Origin of the sequence: Microcoleus anatoxicus (genome assembly GCF_042465725.1) — a bacterium.
Lineage (GTDB): Bacteria > Cyanobacteriota > Cyanobacteriia > Cyanobacteriales > Microcoleaceae > Microcoleus > Microcoleus anatoxicus.
Map to the genome: position 1 here is coordinate 3395372 of NZ_CP120853.1, position 17187 is coordinate 3412558.

Genomic DNA, 17187 nt, shown 5'->3' on the forward strand with positions numbered 1-17187 from the left:
ACTCAGTTGTTTATTCTGCCTTTTGGGCGGTATCTAAAGCTACATAATTTTTGGGCAGCAGCACACCGCAGTAGCCAATTAGCGTGTTAATCCTCTCCATCGCCGCAGTTTGTCTGGCTGTCGCTGTCGCTGGCTGGCGGGATGCTTGCAAAAATGTGACATCTGTACCCAACATTCGCAGTTGCTTGTGAATTTCCGTCAGGTAGGACTGTTCTGCGGGTGTTTCTGAGGGTTCTAACTCACTGTTGTCGGTTGTCATAATTTGGTTTCCGAAAAATTGTTGCACTTTTTTGTATTCCGCCATCAGTCCAGCTCGATCGAGATTATCCTGTGCAGCAGTTTTTTGGAGCTGTTCGAGTGCTTGCTTTAATTTGTGATACCCCTGATAGCGATTTTCGGACAAGATCATAGTTTTGTAAATCAATTTCTATTTATAATCAAAGTAGAGCTTTTCTTAAAGTTAGTGAGATTTTTGGGAACCGAGGGCATAACTCGATCGCCCTTGCCTGACCTCTCACTGCCCAAATATTCTGATTCTACAGTATCGGTATCCCGCAGGGGCTACCATAGTGTCACTATATTTTCCTCCCTGGTATGGGCGGCGATGTGGAATTAAATCGCTATAGTTGACAAAAAAAATTCACTCTTTTTGGCGATTGCAACTTCTGACATCTAATTAGTTTAGTATAGCTAAACACATATTTTTGGCAATTGAACCGAACACAGACTTTTCACCATTTGTATTTGTAAGTTTTAAAGGTGCCTACCATGAATGCTCAAACTCTCACTCCTGCTATCGATCCTGCGATCGTTCCCGATTGGCTACAAGAATGCCTCAATGCCCGATCGACCCTAGAAGCAGACTCTAGCTCCCATTGTCCCACTGGCAACAACTTAATTTGTCAGGCCTTTGAATTTGCCCTTGACTTGCACGAAGGACAATACCGAAAGTCAGGAGAACCTTACATTTGCCATCCGATAGCTGTGGCTGGGATGCTACGCTATATGGGTGCTAACAGTGCCATGATCGCAGCGGGCTTCCTTCACGACGTTGTTGAAGATACAGACGTGACTGCCGAAGATTTGGAACAAAAGTTCGGCTATGAAGTGCGACAGTTGGTGGAAGGGGTAACAAAACTTTCTAAATTTAATTTTTCCAGCAAAACTGAACGCCAAGCTGAAAATTTTCGGCGGATGTTTTTAGCAATGGCTAAAGATATTCGAGTCATTGTCGTCAAGTTGGCAGACAGGCTGCACAACATGAGGACTTTGGAGCATCTGCCAGAAGAAAAGCGCCGCAGCATTGCCCTAGAAACACGAGAAATTTTTGCTCCCCTGGCGAATCGTTTGGGTATCGGTCGGTTTAAGTGGGAATTGGAAGATTTAGCTTTTAAATACCTGGAACCGGATGCTTACCGCGAAATTCAGGATTTAGTGGCTGTCAAACGGTCCGATCGCGAAATTCAACTGGCAGAAGTTACAAATAGTTTGCTAGAAAGACTTGAAAAATTAGGCATAAAATGCTATGAACTTAGCGGCCGTCCCAAACATTTGTACGGGATTTATCGGAAGATGCAGCGCAGTCAAAAAGGGTTTCACCAACTTTATGATATTGCTGCGGTGCGGATAATTGTCGAAACTAATGATGACTGTTATCGAGCTTTGGCGATCGTCCACGATTCTTTCCGCCCCATACCAGGCCGCTTTAAAGATTATATCGGTTTACCGAAGGCAAATCGCTATCAATCTTTGCACACAGGAGTAATCGGAACCAGCGGCCGGCCCATCGAAGTGCAAATTCGTACAGTAGCAATGCACCACATCGCAGAGTACGGGATTGCGGCTCACTGGAAATACAAAGAAACAGGTGGTTCTAGCAATACGAAAGTCACCGGAGACGACGAGAAATTTACTTGGCTGCGGCAACTGCTAGAATGGCAAAGCGACCTGAAAGACGATCGGGAATATTTAGAAAGCATTAAAGACAACTTATTTGACGAAGATATCTATGTTTTTACTCCCAACGGAGATGTCATTGCTCTCAATAAAGGTTCCACACCAGTAGATTTTGCTTATCGCATTCACACCGAAATCGGCAATCATTGCACCGGGGCGCGGGCAGGCGGGCGGATGGTGACACTAGACACTGTTTTAAAGAATGGCGATATTGTCGAAATTATGACTAAAAAAAATGGTAGTCCCAGTTTAGACTGGCTGAACTTTGTCAAAACAAACGGAGCGAAAAACCGAATTAGACAGTGGTTTAAGCGATCGCACCGAGATGAAAATATCGCCCGCGGCAGGGAATTATTGGAAAAAGAATTAGGCAAAAGTGGCTTTGAATCTTTGCTCAAATCCGAACCGATGCAATCCGTAGCCCATCGCTGCAATTACCACAGCGTCGAAGATTTATTAGCTGGTTTAGGCTACGGCGAACTGACATTAAATCTGGTAGTAAATCGCATCCAAGATTTGGTAAAAATCCGCCAAAAAGTTGAAGTTGCCACCGTGGGTTCAGCTCAGGAATTGCCTACACAAATACCTGTGATGATGCCACCTAAACCAGTGCCGAGTTCATCTCCGAGCAAATCGCCGATCGCAGGTGTTGAAGGATTACTTTATCATTTGTCAGGCTGCTGTTGTCCAATTCCGGGGGAAGCAATTATTGGAGTTGTGACTCGCACCCGTGGCATTTCTATTCACCGACAAGGTTGTGTAAACGTTGAGTGTGTGCCGGGGGATCGGCTGGTTCCTGTGAGTTGGAATGCGAGCCCTCGCAATGGCAGTCGCCCGAATACTTATGCGGTTAATATTCAAATTGAAGCCCTAGACCGAGTAGGAGTTTTCAATGATGTATTATCGCATTTAAAAGACAATCAGGTCAACGTCCGCAGCGCTCAAGTAAAAACATATCCCGGTTTTCCAGCCTTAATTGACTTGTGCATGGATATCCAGGATAAAGAACAGTTCGAGCGCACTTGTATGCAAATTAAAAATATGAGCGATATTTTGAATTTGCGGCGGCTCAGTCAAGTGACTGAATAGGGAATTGGGCATTGGGAATAGGGCATTGGGCATGGGGAATTGGGCATGGGGAATTGGGGATTGGGAATTGGGCATGGTTAGTTGTTAGTTGTTATTTGTTAGTTGGTAATATTACCCGAAATCAGGACAAGGCAGTGCCCATTGGTGTCAACTTAAGCCTGAAAGCCCTGAGAAATCTGGTTTTTACCCCAGTCTAGATCCCCCTCTTCCTCCCCTCCAAGGAGGGGCCGGGGGTGGGTTCCGGGGCATTGGTGTCAACTTAACGTCAAACCTAGTCACAGATTGCTGTTTGACTATTAAATCCAGATCCCCCCTAGCCCCCCTTAAGAAGGGGGGGACAAGATTCCGATCAAAGTCCCCCTTCCCCCCTTGGGGGGGGCTAGGGGGGGGTGGGGATTTAGGGGGATCTAGACTTAGGTAAAAGCGACATTTATCAAGGCTTTCAGTCTTAAGTTGACACCAATGGTTCCGGGGGTTCCCGCGATCGCCCCATCGCCCCACCTCCCCATCTCCCCATCTCTCCCTCTCCCCCTCTTCCCATCTCCATGCCCATGCTTATATTTCCGGTTTCAAATCTCGTTCCATCAGAGCTAAAACTGCTTGTTCGGGAGTAATTTCACCATTGAGCAAACGGTAAACTTGACGGGAAACAGGTACTTCAATAGCACGTTGATTAGCTAAATCAATCAAAACATTGGTAGTATTTACTCCCTCAGCCGTGCTTTGTAATTCGTGCAAAATTTGCTCTAAAGATTTACCTTGAGCCAATCCAAAACCAACACGGTAATTGCGCGATAAAGAACTATTACACGTAGCGAGTAAATCTCCCAAGCCTGACAAGCCATAAAAAGTTTCTGCGTGAGCGCCCAAACGAACACCAACTCGAATCATTTCCGGCAAAGCACGAGTTAGCAAAGCAGATTTTGCATTTGTTCCTAATTGTAAACCGTCGCACACACCAGCGGCGATCGCAAATACATTTTTCAGGGTACCACCTAATTCAGTTCCCAAGGGATCTTGATTGATATAAACCCGAAAAATTTCGGAACTGTAAATATGCTGCACCTGCTTAGCTGCTGCTAAATCTGAACTAGCTGCTACTGTTGCAGCGGGTAATTCCTGCCGAATTTCCTCAGAAAGATTGGGACCAGAAAGCACCACAATCGGATGGCGAGGAAAAGCTGTTTGCCAAATTTGTGAAGGAGTACGAGTAGTGGCGGGGTCTAAACCTTTGGTAACAGTAACTATAATGGTGTTAGGGCTTAGATTTGTGGACAGAAGTCGATCGACTGTAGCGGCAACTCCTTTCATGGAAACTGCCGAAACCACAACATCCGTACCTGTTATAACAGACTCTAGCTCAAAAGAACTGCGGCGCGACCACAAATGAACTTGATTACTTTTTTTAGTTGCTAGATTTGCCAAGGCTGAACCCCAAGCACCTCCGCCTAATATTGTCAAGATTGCCATTGGGTAATTGGGAATTGTTTATGGGGAATTGGGAATTGGTAATGGGGGAATTGGGCATCGGACATTGGGCATTGGGCATTGGTTATTTGGTTATTGTCACCAAAACATAACAACTAACAACTAACCCTTCGACTACGCTCAGGGTACGGCAACTGTCAACTGTCAACTGTCAATTGCGGTCGCAGTCCATAATGACGGTATCGCCAATAATCGCGTAAAATGCGATCGTGATCGAAGCACAATTGGGCCGGAATACGCCAAGATTCAAATATTTCTAAATTTTTAGCATCGTCAGCAGCTTCAGGAATTCCGGTGGCGGAAGCTAGGAAGACAATACTGAGAGTATGTTTGCGGGGGTCGCGATTTGGATCGGAATAAACGTAGAATTGCTCGATTAATTCTACTTCTAATTTGGTTTCTTCTAAGGCTTCCCGTTTGGCGGCTGTTTCTGCGGATTCGCCACAATCCATGAAGCCGCCGGGAATCGCCCAGCCGTAGGGAGGATTGCGACGTTCTATGAGTACGATCGGGCGGTGGGGGCGATCGACTAATTCGATGATAATATCAACTGTAGGGGTAGGATTTTGATAAGTCATTTTGTTGGGCATGGGCATTGGGAATTGGGAATTGGGAATTGGGCATCGGGCATTAATGATTTTATATGTAACAAATAACAGTCAACAGTGAACCGTCAACAATCAACTAACATTATGCCTAAATGGATCGGCAAAGTTTTGGGTGTCGGTACAGTTACTATTCTCCTATTAGGCGCAACTGGATATTGGTACGTTTTTATCGCCGGAGCACCTCAGTTAGACCCTCCGAAAGTAGTCACCGATGTCAACTTGAATTTTGAACTCAAAACATATAAAAGTGTGGCTATGAATTCACAGCGCACTTACGGCTTAATTTTACCACCTGGGTACGCTAAAAATTCCCAACAGCGTTATCCAGTTATTTTTTTGTTACACGGGGGACACGGAGACCCACGGGCTTATCAAGACAAAGCTGCTGTTACTTCTGTGCTTCACGACTTGTATCAAAGCAAAAGATTACCGCCCTCAATTATAATTACTCCTGACGGAAACGACCAGCGGGGTACGAGTCCTTTGTGGGACCCGCAGTATTTTGATGGGCCTAATGGTCTGGTGGGAAGCGCGATCGGCTCGGAATTGGTTTCTGAGATCAAATCGCGCTATCGAACCCTGGAAGACCCCAAATTCTGGGCAATGGGGGGGACAATCTTCGGGGGGTTGGGGTGCTTTTAATATCGGTTTGCGCTACTTGAATAATTTTAATATTCTGTTCAGCCACAGTGGCTATTTTACGGATCAAAGTGGCAAGGCTAATAGTCCTAAATATTTAGTTGAGAAACTTTCTATTAAAGATAGACAAAGACTCCGGGCTTATTTGGATGCGGGGGAAGGAGATGAGAAGTTTCTTACTTCCACTCAACAGTTTCACGCTCAACTAAATAGTTTGGGTGTTGCGAATGAGTTTAACAAATTTCCGGGGGGACATGGGATTGTTGGCCCTGATGTCGGTTGGAATTATTGGCATAAGCATTTGGCGGATTCTTTGAGTTATGTTGGAAAGCAGTTTAATACCAATTTAATGAGTCGTTGCACATATCCCGATCCCCCTAAATCCCCCTTAATAAGGGGGACTTTGAGTAACTCTTGTCCCCCCCTTATTAAGGGGGGTTAGGGGGGATCAGATTCTATGCAGCCTCATAAAAAATTGGTTTAACATATCACTGAGCGCACAGAAAAAATAGAAGATAGCAAATAGCAAATAAAAAGGTGAACTGTGTTAAGTCAAAAAACTAGAATTGGACTCTGGACGGCATCATTTTTAACCGGATTGGTAGGAGTGATTAATCTGCTGTCTGCTGTAACTCCTAGTTTACCCGATCGCCGAAATTGGTTAGAGCCTTTTTTCCTTTTACCGTCAGGGCTGGCGGGCATTTTTTTGCCGCAGTTATCGGATTTATGCTGCTAACTCTGGCAACTAATTTGTTGAGGCGAAAACGGATTGCTTGGTTGCTGACAGTAGGATTGTTAAGCCTTTCTATTGTCGTTCATTTAATCAAGGGATTGGATGTTGAAGAAAGTTTGCTTTCTGGGGTACTCTTGTTTCAGTTGTTGGTGATGCGTCAGACTTTTACTGCTAAGTCCGATCGCCCTTCCATTGCTCAAGGAATTCGGGTTTTGCTAGGCGCTTTGTTGTTTACCCTCGCTTACGGGACGATGGGTTTTTACATTCTGGATGGGCGTTTTGAAGTTAACGAACAAGGGGTTAATTTTGATTGGGATCGAGCGCTATTCCAAACTATGGCAATGTTTTTTACGGCGGATAATGCAGGATTGGTTCCAAAAGCTCGGTTTGCAATGTTTTTTGCGGATTCGATTTATGCTGTGGGTTCGGTAACGCTTGGTTATGCACTTTTGATGCTGCTGCGTCCCGTGCTGTTGCGAGATTCGGCAAGTTCTTCAGAACGGTATAAAGCTCAAGAAATTATCGCCAAATATGGACGGACTACCCTAGGGAGATTAGCGTTACTTGAGGATAAATCTTATTATTTTAGTCCTTCGGGAAAAACGGCGATCGCCTATGTGCCAAAAGGCAGAGGTGCGATCGCCTTGGGAGACCCCATCGGGCCAATAGAAGACCGCAAAGAGGCCATTTTGGGGTTTCAAGAATTTTGCGATCGCAATGATTGGTATCCGACATTTTATCAAACTTTACCGGATGATTTAGAAATATATCATGCTCTCGGTTTTCGAGTCATACAAATTGGCGAATCAGCCATGGTCAATCTCAAAGATTTTAGTCTCAAAGGCAAGGCTAAACAAAACTTAAGAACTGCCATAAATCGGTTGACCAAAGCCGGACACCAAGTCAAATTTTACGAACCACCTTTAAGTTCTGACTTGATACGGCAAATGAAAGCTGTGAGTGATGAGTGGCTGCCAATGGTTCAGGGTGCAGAAAAACGTTTTTCTGTAGGCTGGTTTAACGAGACATATCTACGAGAAACTCGCGCTATAGCTATCCATACACCCGATGGTAAAATTAGTGCTTTTGCTAATATGATATCTTCGGGAAATCAGGTAGTTGGAGTTGATTTAATGCGACGAGTGACCGAGGTGGAAAATGGCACGATGGAGTGTTTATTTGCTTCGATGTTGCAGCACTGTCAAGAATTGGGATATACAGAATTTGACTTGGGTTTATCGGCTTTGGTGGGAGTGGGAGAAGCTGAAAAATCTGGGCGTTTGGAAAAGGTGTTAATTTATCTTTCTGAACACTTGAGTAAGTTTTATAATTTTCAGGGATTGCACAGTTTTAAAGATAAGTTTGGGCCGCGCTGGGAAGCGCGTTATTTGGTTTATCCCAGTTTGGGTAGTTTGCCGGATGTTGTAGTTGCGTTGATTCGGGCTGATTCGGGCGATCGACTTTGGGATTATTTGCGGCCGGGAAGTTAGAGAAGGAAGAAGGAAGAAGGAAGAAGGAAGAAATAATATCAATTCCGGTTCATTGGTAACAAGTTAAGCTTGGATGGCTGTTGTCAAGGGGATTTGAGAAGATGCTTCAAAGAAAAAGCAGTCAGACCCTCGCTGTCGATCGGGGAAAGGTGCCACAATTAACTTAACGTTGGGTTTTCGTTGAGATTTAACAATACCTAAATCTCGATTTTCTGGCGCGGCGAAATACTCGATCAAGTCAGTTGCCTTACCTTTTTGATGAGCCACATAAAAATGGTAAAGACCCCTGTAAATCATCTCTAATGAAATCGAATCTATTGGTAAAGATAGTCGGTCAGCAACGGCATCACCTAAATCGACCAAGATTGCATAAAATATCCAAGTCCCCCAAATTTGAAGCTGGATGCCGTTGAGAGAACCTGTCCACAAATAACTTAATCCCAAAAGCCTTTTTACGGTATTAAAAGCATCTTCAATCCTCCAGCGCCTGCGATATAAATCTGCCACTACGTAGGGTGGTAAAACTTGAGGATCTAGTACGCTTGTCAAATAAGAATGCCAAGCTTTACCCGAACGAACTTCAATCAGACGTAAGGTAATAAATGGAGTTTTTGCTGTTCCCGAACCCAAACGTACCAGACTATCTCTCAGGTCGTAACTTTTGGTAAATACTTGCTTTACTTGAATGGCTGCTCCTTTTTTTAAACGAGTAATTAAGTGGATATCTGCTTCAATTAATTTGAGCCAAAAGCTAAAATGGTAAAATCCTCTATCCAGTAAGAGTAAGGTTTTACTTGGCACTAATTGCAGGATATTTTCTTCAAGCTTAACATCAGAAGCTCTCGGGTTTTCCTGAAACCAAATATCAACCGGGAGTCTGGTCATTAAATCTATGACCGTTGCCATTTTTCCTGCCAACTGCCCTTTGGGTATATGTTCGAGGCTTTTGAGCTGACAAAATAATGATTCGAGAGTTGAACTATCTACTATCCAAATTCTCGAAAATTTGGTCAAGGTAAATTGAATGCTTTCTGGTAAAGGTCGTTGGTTTCTCTGGTGCCAAGCAGTTCTTAAATTCGGTAATAAATTTTTGAATACTCCCTCAAATAATGTGGCGGGAAAACTTAAGAATCTTTGAGACATTGCTTGTTGACTGACTGTCGTAGGTCCGCACCACAAAAAACCTTCCCTTGCCAGCATTCTTGTAAGTTCTGTTACTCCAGCCACCTCTCGCCACAGTAGGGTTAATACTGCTGCTACCATCAACGGTAGGTTAAGAATTCTCCCTCGTAAACCTAGTTGACGGTAGTAATTTTCTTGTGAGGTAATGGCCGGTGTTAGTAATGCCGATAGTTGTGAGGCAATCTCCTCGTCTTCCACCATCGGTTTTGTAGTTTTTTTGGCGTGGTCACGGTTGGTTTTCTGACTTTTAGCCATATTTACTGACCTACACAATCGCTCAATTATTTGTCAATTATATCCTTCGATAATACCAATGCCCGCAACTGTTATCGATCGCCTGTCACTGTTATCGATCGCCTGTCACTGTTATCGATCGCCCGTCACTGTTATCGATCGCCTGTCACTGTTATCGATCGCCCGTCACTGTTATCGATCGCCCGTCACTGTTATCGATCGCCTGTCACTGTTATCGATCGCCCGTCACTGTTATCGATCGCCCGTCACTGTTATCGATCGCCTGTCACTGTTATCGATCGCCTGTCACTGTTATCGATCGCCTGTCACTGTTATCGATCGCCTGTCACTGTTATCGATCGCCCGTCACTGTTATCGATCGCCCGTCACTGTTATCGATCGCCCGTCACTGTTATCGATCGCCCGTCACTGTTATCGATCGCCTGTCACTGTTATCGATCGCCTGTCACTGTTATCGATCGCCCGTCACTGTTATCGATCGCCCGTCACTGTTATCGATCGCCCGTCACTGTTATCGATCGTGGTGCAACGCCAATCGAGTCCACAACTTATTAATAATGATAATCGTGCTTGGGTGAGAGAGTCCACCGCAGGAGGACTCTCTCACCCTTACCCCTATTTGATTATCATTATTATTACCTAATATTTCTATCCCAAGAGGTATTGACAAAATCTACTCCCTTCTAACTTGTTACTAATGAGTAGCGGCGGTGGCAGGGCTGGGGGTAAATGTCAGCGATCGCTATCAACTCTCCTCCGTCTTCGCGGTTTCTGAGTTCTTTTGCTTTTGCCAGTCTTTGATTGCCCTAATGACTACGTAAGCAGCGCCGTTGGCGGCAATTGGCGTACCGGTGATCGGTCCGTAGCCTTTGGGGTAGCAGCGGTATTGAGTGCCATCGGCTTTGTCTACCATCCAGCCGTTGGTTACGGCTTCTTTCATTTGGGCGGGAGTCAGTGGCTTTTGCTGCCAGCCCGTGCCTTGAGGGACTTTCTTGCCGTCGAGCAAGCAGAGTTGCCAGTCTTGAGGAATCCGCGACAAGCCCTGGTACAGGCGGGTGCTTAGGTCGTTGTAGTGCATTTTGGCTCCTATTCCAAAGGGTAGAGGAAGCCGAATGTTGGAGCAGCAAATGTCTTAAATACTAGAAATTCTAAGACATACCTATTGATTCAGTGCTTCTAATGGTTTAATATGGAAAAACCATCAAGGCAGCTTTAACAAGTCGGCCAGAGATGTACCATCATCAAAAGCTGGCTCTAACAAGTCGGCCAGAGATGTACCATCATCAAGAGTCGGCTCCAACAAGTCGGCCGATAGATGTGATGTACCGCCATCAAGAGTCGGTTAAGTCCGGTCGATGGAAGTACAGTCAAGAGTCTGCCCGATCTGGCAGTTAACTCTCTCGTCAGATGACAACTTCAGTAGGTCCGGTGGCTATCGCTGTCAAACAGCCGTCGGTGTTTAATGTCTGGGAAGAGTCCAGTTCAGAAAAAAATCAGAATGGGGATTCTAAGGTTGTTTTTCTGTACAACTGTATCTCTTCCACTGGTAGAATAGCCTCACTTGCGATTCCGACTAGGATTAGGGTGAGGCAAAATTTTTAGAGGGTCTGATAAAAGTATTTATCATTTAACTAGCATATAGCCGAGTATAACTTTGATCAAGTAAAGAATTGTTACGTTTTGGGTCAAAGTATTAGTGGCTATCATTATCCCGTCTAAGGCTAGCAATTGGAGCTTAGATTAAGTTAGGCGAATCATACTATTGACTGTAAAACGAGTTATTCTGGTATAATACAGGCGATACAATTATGCCTGCGGCAACTCCTTAGCTATTAGAAAACAGGAATGTCAACGAAAGTAGAGGAAAATTTAGCGCTCGATAGTGGAATCCAGAAACGTCTCGGTCAGTTAATAGAGGCGTTGGTGGAGGATGAGCGCGTTGGTAGTTCTAGGGAACTAGGAAGGATTACAGGAGTTTCATTCAACACGCTGGTGAACTGGAGCGAGGGCAAAGCCGATCCCAGATTGCAAAAGTTAGTCCAGTTTGCCTATGCGATCGGTTGGTCTATGACAGAGTTGATGCAATATGCGGAAGGGGATGAAGATCCCTATGAGGCGATCGCTCGTAAAAAAAAAGCACAACAGCAGAAGTATCGGAAAGCATCTTAACAAGAGAAAAAGATCCATTTATTCAATATTTCAATGCCACGCTAACTGCCGAACAAATTCAGAAGCGCGACTTATTTTTACAGCGTATTAAAGCTGATTTATTACCGGATATAACATCCCGCAAAAGGCTTTATGTCTTGTTAATAGACAGCATGGCAGTTAAGGGTATTTCAGAATTAGATATCTTTGAAAAACTTTCCATTTCAGAGAAATTACTGTCGAAGATTCGGAATCTCAACATGGAATTTCAGTTCGGTCGTTCCTACTTAGAACAGTTAGCGCCCTATCTTTTTCAAGTGGAGGATTGGGAAGAGTTAAGACCTGTTTTTAAGGTGCCATACATCTCTTATCAGGGGTGGGTTGATAATCTGATTGAAGATTTGCAATACAATCGATCATATACGTCAATACCCAGTTGGGAAACATCATTCTGGGACAAATGCTAGAGGTCAATTACGCGGTAGGATTCAGGAATTGATTCAAAGTGCAGGGTGTAGACTGTTGTATTTACTGCCGTACTCCCCAGATTTCAACTTGCATTGAACAATGCTGGTCTTGGCTTAAGAGTCGAATTCGTAAACACAAGAATCAGTTTGATTGCTTACGTTCTGGCGATCAAGAATGTCTTACGCCTTGCGTCCGGCGCCGACGAAAGCGGTTGCTATAATAAGCGAGAAAAGCCACGCTAATAATCAGCGCTTAAACAGCTTAATATTACTGATAGCCATTTGCCTACAGTTGTGCTGTTCTTCAATGTCAAAAAATCAAGAATATGGGAATTCAAAAATATGTGGGTAGGTTAACTGAGTGCGGGCGCTCAATCAGGCGACACAGTAGTTTTTGGATAGGATTATATGGTCAATATTGGGCGCAGCGAAGCGGAGGGAATTGGCATGGAATTTTGTTAAGACATTATTACGCTCATTAATGAGAATCAGGCGCAATAAATTACCATTTTTTCAGAGGGGTATGAGGGCTATGTCCTTGATTTTATCGCGAGAGCTGACGGGGGTGTCACCCCGTCAGCTCTCTGGCTCCTGTCTTCGGGAGCCATATCAGTTGTTCCTGCAAGACCAGCCTCTCCTATTAGCAGGTTGAGAACCTTGAGAAATCAGCCGAGCTAAAACCTCCTTTGACCATCTGTCAAATCCATGGATTCTACCCAAATCAACTTCTCTGGCTCTAACTCCCTATTTTTGAGGTGACTTCTAGAACTCTTTGAATCTTCCAGTTGCTAACATCGTATAGCGAACCATATATTGTGAGGATCTTACTTGGATTTTTGCACAGTTCCTGATTGCTGCAGATACCTATTGAGTCGATTCAGCGCATTCATATAAGCGTAGGCTGCGGCTACCACAATATCAGTATCTGCCGCCTGACCGTAAAAGATGTCCTCCTGGTGCAGCAGCCGGATAGTAACTGTCCCTAGAGCGTCAATTCCAGCAGTCACAGACTGTACAGAGAACTCAATAAGTTTATTGGGCAGCTTCACTAGCCGATTAATAGCTTGATAGACTGCGTCTACTGGACCTGTACCTACTGCCGCCTCAGTAAAGACTTCACCATTGGGTGTCATAATCGTCACTGTTGCAGTCGGACAAGCGTGATTGCCACAGGAGATTTGAATGTGCTCTAGCCGATAGCCTGGGTCTATCTGAATTCGGGTTTCATCTCTAACAATCGCTTCTAGATCCCAATCCGACATTTCCTTTTTCTTATCGGCAACTTCCTTAAAGCGAATGAAAGCTTTGTTCAGCTCTGTTTCGCTCAGTTCAAACCCCAGTTCCTCTAACCTCGTTCGAAAGGCATTTCGCCCGGAGTGTTTGCCCAGGACAATTCGGTTCTCGCTCAGGCCGATGGAAGCAGCATCCATAATTTCGTAGGTCTGTCGATGTTTGAGAATACCGTCTTGGTGAATCCCAGACTCGTGAGCAAAGGCATTCGCTCCAACAATGGCTTTGTTAGGTTGGACCAAAATTCCCGTCAAGTTGGTGACAAGTCGAGACGTTTTGTAAATTTCTCGGGTATTGATGTTGGTCAGCGGTGTTTCCGAGTCAGCTGGATGACCTAAGAAGTGATTAAAGTAACGCTTACGAGTCTCTAGCCCCATAACGATTTCCTCGAGGGCGGCATTGCCTGATCGCTCGCCAATCCCGTTAATGGTGCACTCCACCTGGCGTGCTCCCTGCTCAAGCGCTGCAAGTGCATTAGCTGTAGCCAAGCCTAGGTCATTTTGCGTATGAACGGAGAGGATCACTTGGTCTATGTTGGAAACATGCGCTCGAATCCCCCGAATCAAATCCCCCATCTCTCTGGGTGTGCTATAGCCGACAGTGTCAGGTATATTAATAGTAGTTGCGCCCGCGTCAATAGCTCGCTCCAACACCTGGTACAGATACTGTGGATCAGACCGTGTTGCATCCATGGGCGAGAACTCAACATCATTCACAAACGACTTGGCATAAGCCACCATTTCTTCGGTGATTGCCAGCACTTCGCTTCTTGATTTCTTCAACTGATATTTGAGGTGAATATCAGAAGTTGAGATAAAAGTGTGAATTCGGGCCTGGGCAGTGGGTTTCAATGCTTCTGCTGCCATCTTAATATCTTGTTGGATAGCTCTTGCTAAACTACAAATAACAGGTCCTCCCTCGACTCCAACTTTCTGAGCGATGTTTCTCACAGCTTCAAAATCACCAAGGCTCGAAGCTGCAAATCCAGCTTCAATCACATCGACCCCCAGCAGAGCTAGTTGGTGAGCGATGATCAGTTTCTCTTCAGGCGTTAAGCTCGCGCCCGGTGACTGTTCTCCATCCCTTAGGGTTGTGTCAAAGATGATGATTCGATCTGTTTGAGGTTGAAAATTCATAACCGTACTTTTCTGGTGTCAATGAAAGGCTTATTTGAATAAACCTTATCAAGTAATCTACACGAAAAAATCACTTTTGATAAAATAGCCTGCCCAAACTGAACAGGGGTCTAAGCTCTGAGCTGTTGAAAATGGTAGGAGTAGTTCATGAGTAATAAACGTAAACAATACAGTCCTCAGTTCAAAGCCCAAGTCGCCCTTGCCACCCTGCGAGGGGATCAGACCCTTGCCGAACTAGCGGAGCAGTATGGGCTTCATCCCACCGTACTTGTCAAAGTTGGTCTCTTAGAGGCCGCACCAGTTGTCTCTTAGTAGTGTCATAAAAAAATGAAAGCTCATAACTATCTTAGTCCGATCGATACTGCATTTGTATATGGTGGAAATGTAGAAAGAGTACTGCTCTTCGCGTCATCCACGAGGAGAAATCAACATATTGTTAGGCTTGCCTACGCGACCATTCATCCAAATTGCGCTGGTCAACGTCATTTTCATCCTTTAACTGAAGAGAGATATTACATCTTGGAAGGTAATGCAAAGTTAAGTATTGGCGATCAAGAACTTTCATTGAAACCTGGCATGTGCACAGTTATTCCTTACAAGACTGAACACTGCTTGAGCTGCGTTGGCGATCAACCAGTAAAGTATATTGCCTTTCACATTGCTGACGGCTCATTTTTTGAAGATGTTGAGCACATTTCAGTAGAAGCAGCTAACTGATATCCAATCCCTCAGAATTCTGGCTTGTAAGGCGGAGAATCTCAAATAGCCTATCTACGTTTCGCGACTAAAGTAGTGCCAGCGTAGATAGCTATTTCCAGATAAAATTTGTGCCATAAACACTTATTTCCCAATAATTTTTGCCGATGTAAGAATATATCTGAAGAGCGGATGCATTACCTTCAGTAGCCTTCAAATAAGGAGGAAAGATGAATATTGTAAAGGAGGAAAGATGAATATTGTAATTGTGGGTACTGGGAAGGCTGGATTTCTTCATTTTAAATCATACTATGATCTAGCCAAAGGGGGAACGTGTGATATCAGTAAAATATATTTTATCGATAGGATAAATGCCTTTGGAAAGGAATTATCGAATTTACTCTTGCAGGTGGGAGGATACTACAAAGTATATTTAGACATTGGTGAATTAATCAGCGAAACCAAAATTAATCCACAAGACACTATTATTGATCTCTGCACTCCCAGTGGAACTTTTTTTGAGATTATTCAAAAAATGACTGAATATGGATTTCAAAATTACATTGTTGAAAAGCCTTTCATTATCTTTGAAGATTGTGAACAGAGTCAGAGTTTGATAGAGAAAATCAAAATCATAAAAATTGAGAACTACTTGCATTCAAAAGTACACCATAACATACGAAATTTTATTGATAGGTATCAACTAAAATTACATATAGCTGTTACCAACTTTTCTAAGGATCGACGTCTTGAATCTTCAAAAGCTAGGGCTTTTAGAGAATCACAATTACCTCCGTCAGTGTTTGAAATTGAAATTCCACATCAACTATATATTTGTAACAACTTATTTGGTGATATAACAGATCTGGTTTACGTAAATAGCAAAGATATGGTTCTGAAAGACAGAGTTCTTAAAGACCACGGTCAAGGTGTAATTATAGGTAAAAACGCTGATGGAAATTTGTATATTCACTATTCCAATCTTTGTGCTAACAGAGTTTATAGATATCTAGATATCTTCTTCATGAATAATTACTACCTACACGCAATTTATGCCCCTATCTGTGAAAACTTATCTGGAGTAGAAGCTGGTGTGGTTCTTTTTCATGGAAAAGAACTTATTGAGAGTCGGTTCTTCAACGAGGCTGATAATAACATGCTTGCAATGCTAAGTCATGCTATTCAGTGCTTTGAAGAAGATAAGTCCGAAGGTTTTGCCACTTGGAATAAAATTAATTCATTCTCAGAGCTAATGAAGAATGTTTTAAGTTTAACTAATAAAAAGTTTTCAGAAGGAATAATGAACTCCCAAAATCATGACTTCGATCTCATGCAACTCTGGTTTATTCAGTTATTCAGTAATAATAAGATTGATAGCCTAGGTTGTGATTTTCTTGATTTTATAGAAAAGCGCAAAATGCTATATTTTGATGGTAAAATAGGGGTTGAATTCAGGCAAATATCTAAAGAGGAAGGCGATAAGTTATGGCAAAAGTAGTTAACGCAAGACATGTCGGACTAGTTGTTGAAGACCTTGACAGAATGATTTTATTTTATACCCAATATCTGAATTTCCAAATTGCATGGAAATTTACGATTGATACTGCCGCTTTCAGAGAAGGTGTAGGTATTCCCGATGCTAGTGCGAGAGGTACTCATTTGAGAGTCCCAGGCAGTGATATACAAATTGAGATGATTGAATATACTCCTAAGATTGGCAGAAGTCCTGAGCAATCTCTGTCAAATTGTCCTGGCTTTAGGCACATGGCTTTTGTTGTTGACGATATTGACGAAATGTTTGCGAGCCTACAGAGCAGGGGTGTAGAGTTCTTTTCTCAAAAGCCAATTCTTGTCACTGAGCCACCAGCTGCAAATGGTCTGAAGTTCGTCTACTTTAAAGACCCAGAGGGGAATATTATTGAACTGAACCAGTTACCGAAAAACTGGAAAGGATAGATATGTAGTTTTTGTGATACTCTATTCACTGAGTTGTTTTTAGGAGTTTGACAG

At 43.6% G+C, this 17187-nt stretch carries 17 protein-coding genes and 1 pseudogene; 12 read left to right on the plus strand and 6 right to left on the minus strand.

Features of this window, described 5'->3' with window-relative positions; translation table 11 throughout:
• Positions 1–10: 10 nt before the first annotated feature.
• Complete coding sequence (gene patD, locus P2A85_RS14625) at positions 11–409, minus strand: heterocyst frequency control protein PatD (RefSeq protein ID WP_340524158.1); 399 nt, start codon at positions 407–409, stop codon at positions 11–13.
• A 359-nt stretch (positions 410–768) separates the two neighbouring features.
• Here patD and P2A85_RS14630 point away from each other — a divergent pair, with 359 nt between their 5' ends.
• Positions 769–3045: a bifunctional (p)ppGpp synthetase/guanosine-3',5'-bis(diphosphate) 3'-pyrophosphohydrolase gene (locus P2A85_RS14630; protein ID WP_340524156.1), complete on the plus strand. Its 2277-nt coding sequence runs from the start codon at positions 769–771 to the stop codon at positions 3043–3045.
• Between the two features lie 555 nt (positions 3046–3600).
• Here the strand turns inward: P2A85_RS14630 and P2A85_RS14635 are convergent.
• Both P2A85_RS14635 and P2A85_RS14640 read right to left on the minus strand, forming a co-directional pair.
• Complete coding sequence (locus tag P2A85_RS14635) at positions 3601–4515, minus strand: NAD(P)H-dependent glycerol-3-phosphate dehydrogenase (protein WP_377473279.1); 915 nt, start codon at positions 4513–4515, stop codon at positions 3601–3603.
• Positions 4516–4670: 155 nt separating this feature from the next.
• Complete coding sequence (locus tag P2A85_RS14640) at positions 4671–5111, minus strand: NUDIX domain-containing protein (protein WP_377481497.1); 441 nt, start codon at positions 5109–5111, stop codon at positions 4671–4673.
• Positions 5112–5225: 114 nt separating this feature from the next.
• Here P2A85_RS14640 and P2A85_RS14645 point away from each other — a divergent pair, with 114 nt between their 5' ends.
• From P2A85_RS14645 to P2A85_RS14660, 4 genes are all read left to right on the plus strand, one after another.
• Entirely contained in the window at positions 5226–5783 is a 558-nt protein-coding gene (locus P2A85_RS14645) for an alpha/beta hydrolase (protein ID WP_377473281.1), read from the plus strand.
• A 16-nt stretch (positions 5784–5799) separates the two neighbouring features.
• Positions 5800–6222 (plus strand): hypothetical protein, encoded by a 423-nt coding sequence (locus P2A85_RS14650; RefSeq protein WP_377473283.1) that lies wholly within the window; start codon positions 5800–5802, stop codon positions 6220–6222.
• 102 nt (positions 6223–6324) lie between these two features.
• A complete protein-coding gene (locus P2A85_RS14655) occupies positions 6325–6516 on the plus strand; it encodes a hypothetical protein (protein ID WP_377473285.1) in 192 nt (63 codons plus the stop codon).
• On the plus strand, positions 6507–8003 hold the full coding sequence (locus tag P2A85_RS14660; RefSeq protein WP_377473287.1) for a phosphatidylglycerol lysyltransferase domain-containing protein: 1497 nt from the start codon (positions 6507–6509) through the stop codon (positions 8001–8003). Before P2A85_RS14655 ends, P2A85_RS14660 begins: the two co-directional genes overlap by 10 nt.
• 63 nt (positions 8004–8066) lie before the next feature.
• On the opposite strand, the gene P2A85_RS14665 is transcribed toward P2A85_RS14660, so the two are convergent.
• Entirely contained in the window at positions 8067–9386 is a 1320-nt protein-coding gene (locus P2A85_RS14665) for an IS4 family transposase (RefSeq protein ID WP_377481315.1), read from the minus strand.
• 112 nt (positions 9387–9498) lie between these two features.
• On the opposite strand from P2A85_RS14665, the gene P2A85_RS14670 reads away from it, so the two are divergent.
• Positions 9499–10083, plus strand: a complete 585-nt coding sequence (locus tag P2A85_RS14670) for a hypothetical protein (protein ID WP_377473289.1) — start codon at positions 9499–9501, stop codon at positions 10081–10083.
• A 102-nt stretch (positions 10084–10185) separates the two neighbouring features.
• Here the strand turns inward: P2A85_RS14670 and P2A85_RS14675 are convergent, their stop codons facing one another.
• Positions 10186–10518, minus strand: coding sequence for a DNA primase (locus P2A85_RS14675; RefSeq protein ID WP_377473291.1), 333 nt, complete (start codon positions 10516–10518; stop codon positions 10186–10188).
• A gap of 767 nt (positions 10519–11285) precedes the next feature.
• Between P2A85_RS14675 and P2A85_RS14680 the strand changes: the two genes are divergently transcribed.
• Both P2A85_RS14680 and P2A85_RS14685 read left to right on the plus strand, forming a co-directional pair.
• A complete protein-coding gene (locus P2A85_RS14680) occupies positions 11286–11609 on the plus strand; it encodes a transcriptional regulator (RefSeq protein WP_377473293.1) in 324 nt (107 codons plus the stop codon).
• Between the two features lie 456 nt (positions 11610–12065).
• Positions 12066–12276 (plus strand): annotated as a pseudogene (locus P2A85_RS14685) (transposase); the annotation flags it as partial.
• A gap of 603 nt (positions 12277–12879) precedes the next feature.
• Here P2A85_RS14685 and P2A85_RS14690 read toward each other — a convergent pair.
• On the minus strand, positions 12880–14481 hold the full coding sequence (locus P2A85_RS14690; RefSeq protein ID WP_377473295.1) for a 2-isopropylmalate synthase: 1602 nt from the start codon (positions 14479–14481) through the stop codon (positions 12880–12882).
• 147 nt (positions 14482–14628) lie between these two features.
• On the opposite strand from P2A85_RS14690, the gene P2A85_RS14695 reads away from it, so the two are divergent.
• The 4 genes from P2A85_RS14695 (at position 14629) to P2A85_RS14710 (ending at position 17133) form a co-directional block, all read left to right on the plus strand.
• Positions 14629–14793 carry a transposase gene (locus P2A85_RS14695; protein ID WP_377473297.1) on the plus strand — a complete coding sequence of 55 codons (165 nt, stop codon included), beginning with the start codon at positions 14629–14631 and terminating at the stop codon, positions 14791–14793.
• Positions 14794–14808: 15 nt separating this feature from the next.
• Entirely contained in the window at positions 14809–15198 is a 390-nt protein-coding gene (locus P2A85_RS14700; protein WP_377473300.1) for a cupin domain-containing protein, read from the plus strand.
• Positions 15199–15430: 232 nt separating this feature from the next.
• On the plus strand, positions 15431–16675 hold the full coding sequence (locus P2A85_RS14705; protein WP_377473302.1) for a Gfo/Idh/MocA family oxidoreductase: 1245 nt from the start codon (positions 15431–15433) through the stop codon (positions 16673–16675).
• Positions 16663–17133, plus strand: coding sequence for a VOC family protein (locus P2A85_RS14710; RefSeq protein ID WP_377473304.1), 471 nt, complete (start codon positions 16663–16665; stop codon positions 17131–17133). Before P2A85_RS14705 ends, P2A85_RS14710 begins: the two co-directional genes overlap by 13 nt.
• The last annotated feature ends 54 nt before the right edge of the window (positions 17134–17187 follow it).

Bases quoted from the DNA above. Each gene is read 5' to 3' on its own strand.
- patD (WP_340524158.1), bottom strand. From the start codon at position 409: ATGATCTTGTCCGAAAATCGCTATCAGGGGTATCACAAATTAAAGCAA.
- P2A85_RS14630 (WP_340524156.1), top strand. From the start codon at position 769: ATGAATGCTCAAACTCTCACTCCTGCTATCGATCCTGCGATCGTTCCC.
- P2A85_RS14635 (WP_377473279.1), bottom strand. From the start codon at position 4,515: ATGGCAATCTTGACAATATTAGGCGGAGGTGCTTGGGGTTCAGCCTTG.
- P2A85_RS14640 (WP_377481497.1), bottom strand. From the start codon at position 5,111: ATGACTTATCAAAATCCTACCCCTACAGTTGATATTATCATCGAATTA.
- P2A85_RS14645 (WP_377473281.1), top strand. From the start codon at position 5,226: ATGCCTAAATGGATCGGCAAAGTTTTGGGTGTCGGTACAGTTACTATT.
- P2A85_RS14660 (WP_377473287.1), top strand. From the start codon at position 6,507: ATGCTGCTAACTCTGGCAACTAATTTGTTGAGGCGAAAACGGATTGCT.
- P2A85_RS14665 (WP_377481315.1), bottom strand. From the start codon at position 9,386: ATGGTGGAAGACGAGGAGATTGCCTCACAACTATCGGCATTACTAACA.
- P2A85_RS14670 (WP_377473289.1), top strand. From the start codon at position 9,499: ATGCCCGCAACTGTTATCGATCGCCTGTCACTGTTATCGATCGCCTGT.
- P2A85_RS14675 (WP_377473291.1), bottom strand. From the start codon at position 10,518: ATGCACTACAACGACCTAAGCACCCGCCTGTACCAGGGCTTGTCGCGG.
- P2A85_RS14680 (WP_377473293.1), top strand. From the start codon at position 11,286: ATGTCAACGAAAGTAGAGGAAAATTTAGCGCTCGATAGTGGAATCCAG.
- P2A85_RS14690 (WP_377473295.1), bottom strand. From the start codon at position 14,481: ATGAATTTTCAACCTCAAACAGATCGAATCATCATCTTTGACACAACC.
- P2A85_RS14695 (WP_377473297.1), top strand. From the start codon at position 14,629: ATGAGTAATAAACGTAAACAATACAGTCCTCAGTTCAAAGCCCAAGTC.
- P2A85_RS14700 (WP_377473300.1), top strand. From the start codon at position 14,809: ATGAAAGCTCATAACTATCTTAGTCCGATCGATACTGCATTTGTATAT.
- P2A85_RS14705 (WP_377473302.1), top strand. From the start codon at position 15,431: ATGAATATTGTAATTGTGGGTACTGGGAAGGCTGGATTTCTTCATTTT.
- P2A85_RS14710 (WP_377473304.1), top strand. From the start codon at position 16,663: ATGGCAAAAGTAGTTAACGCAAGACATGTCGGACTAGTTGTTGAAGAC.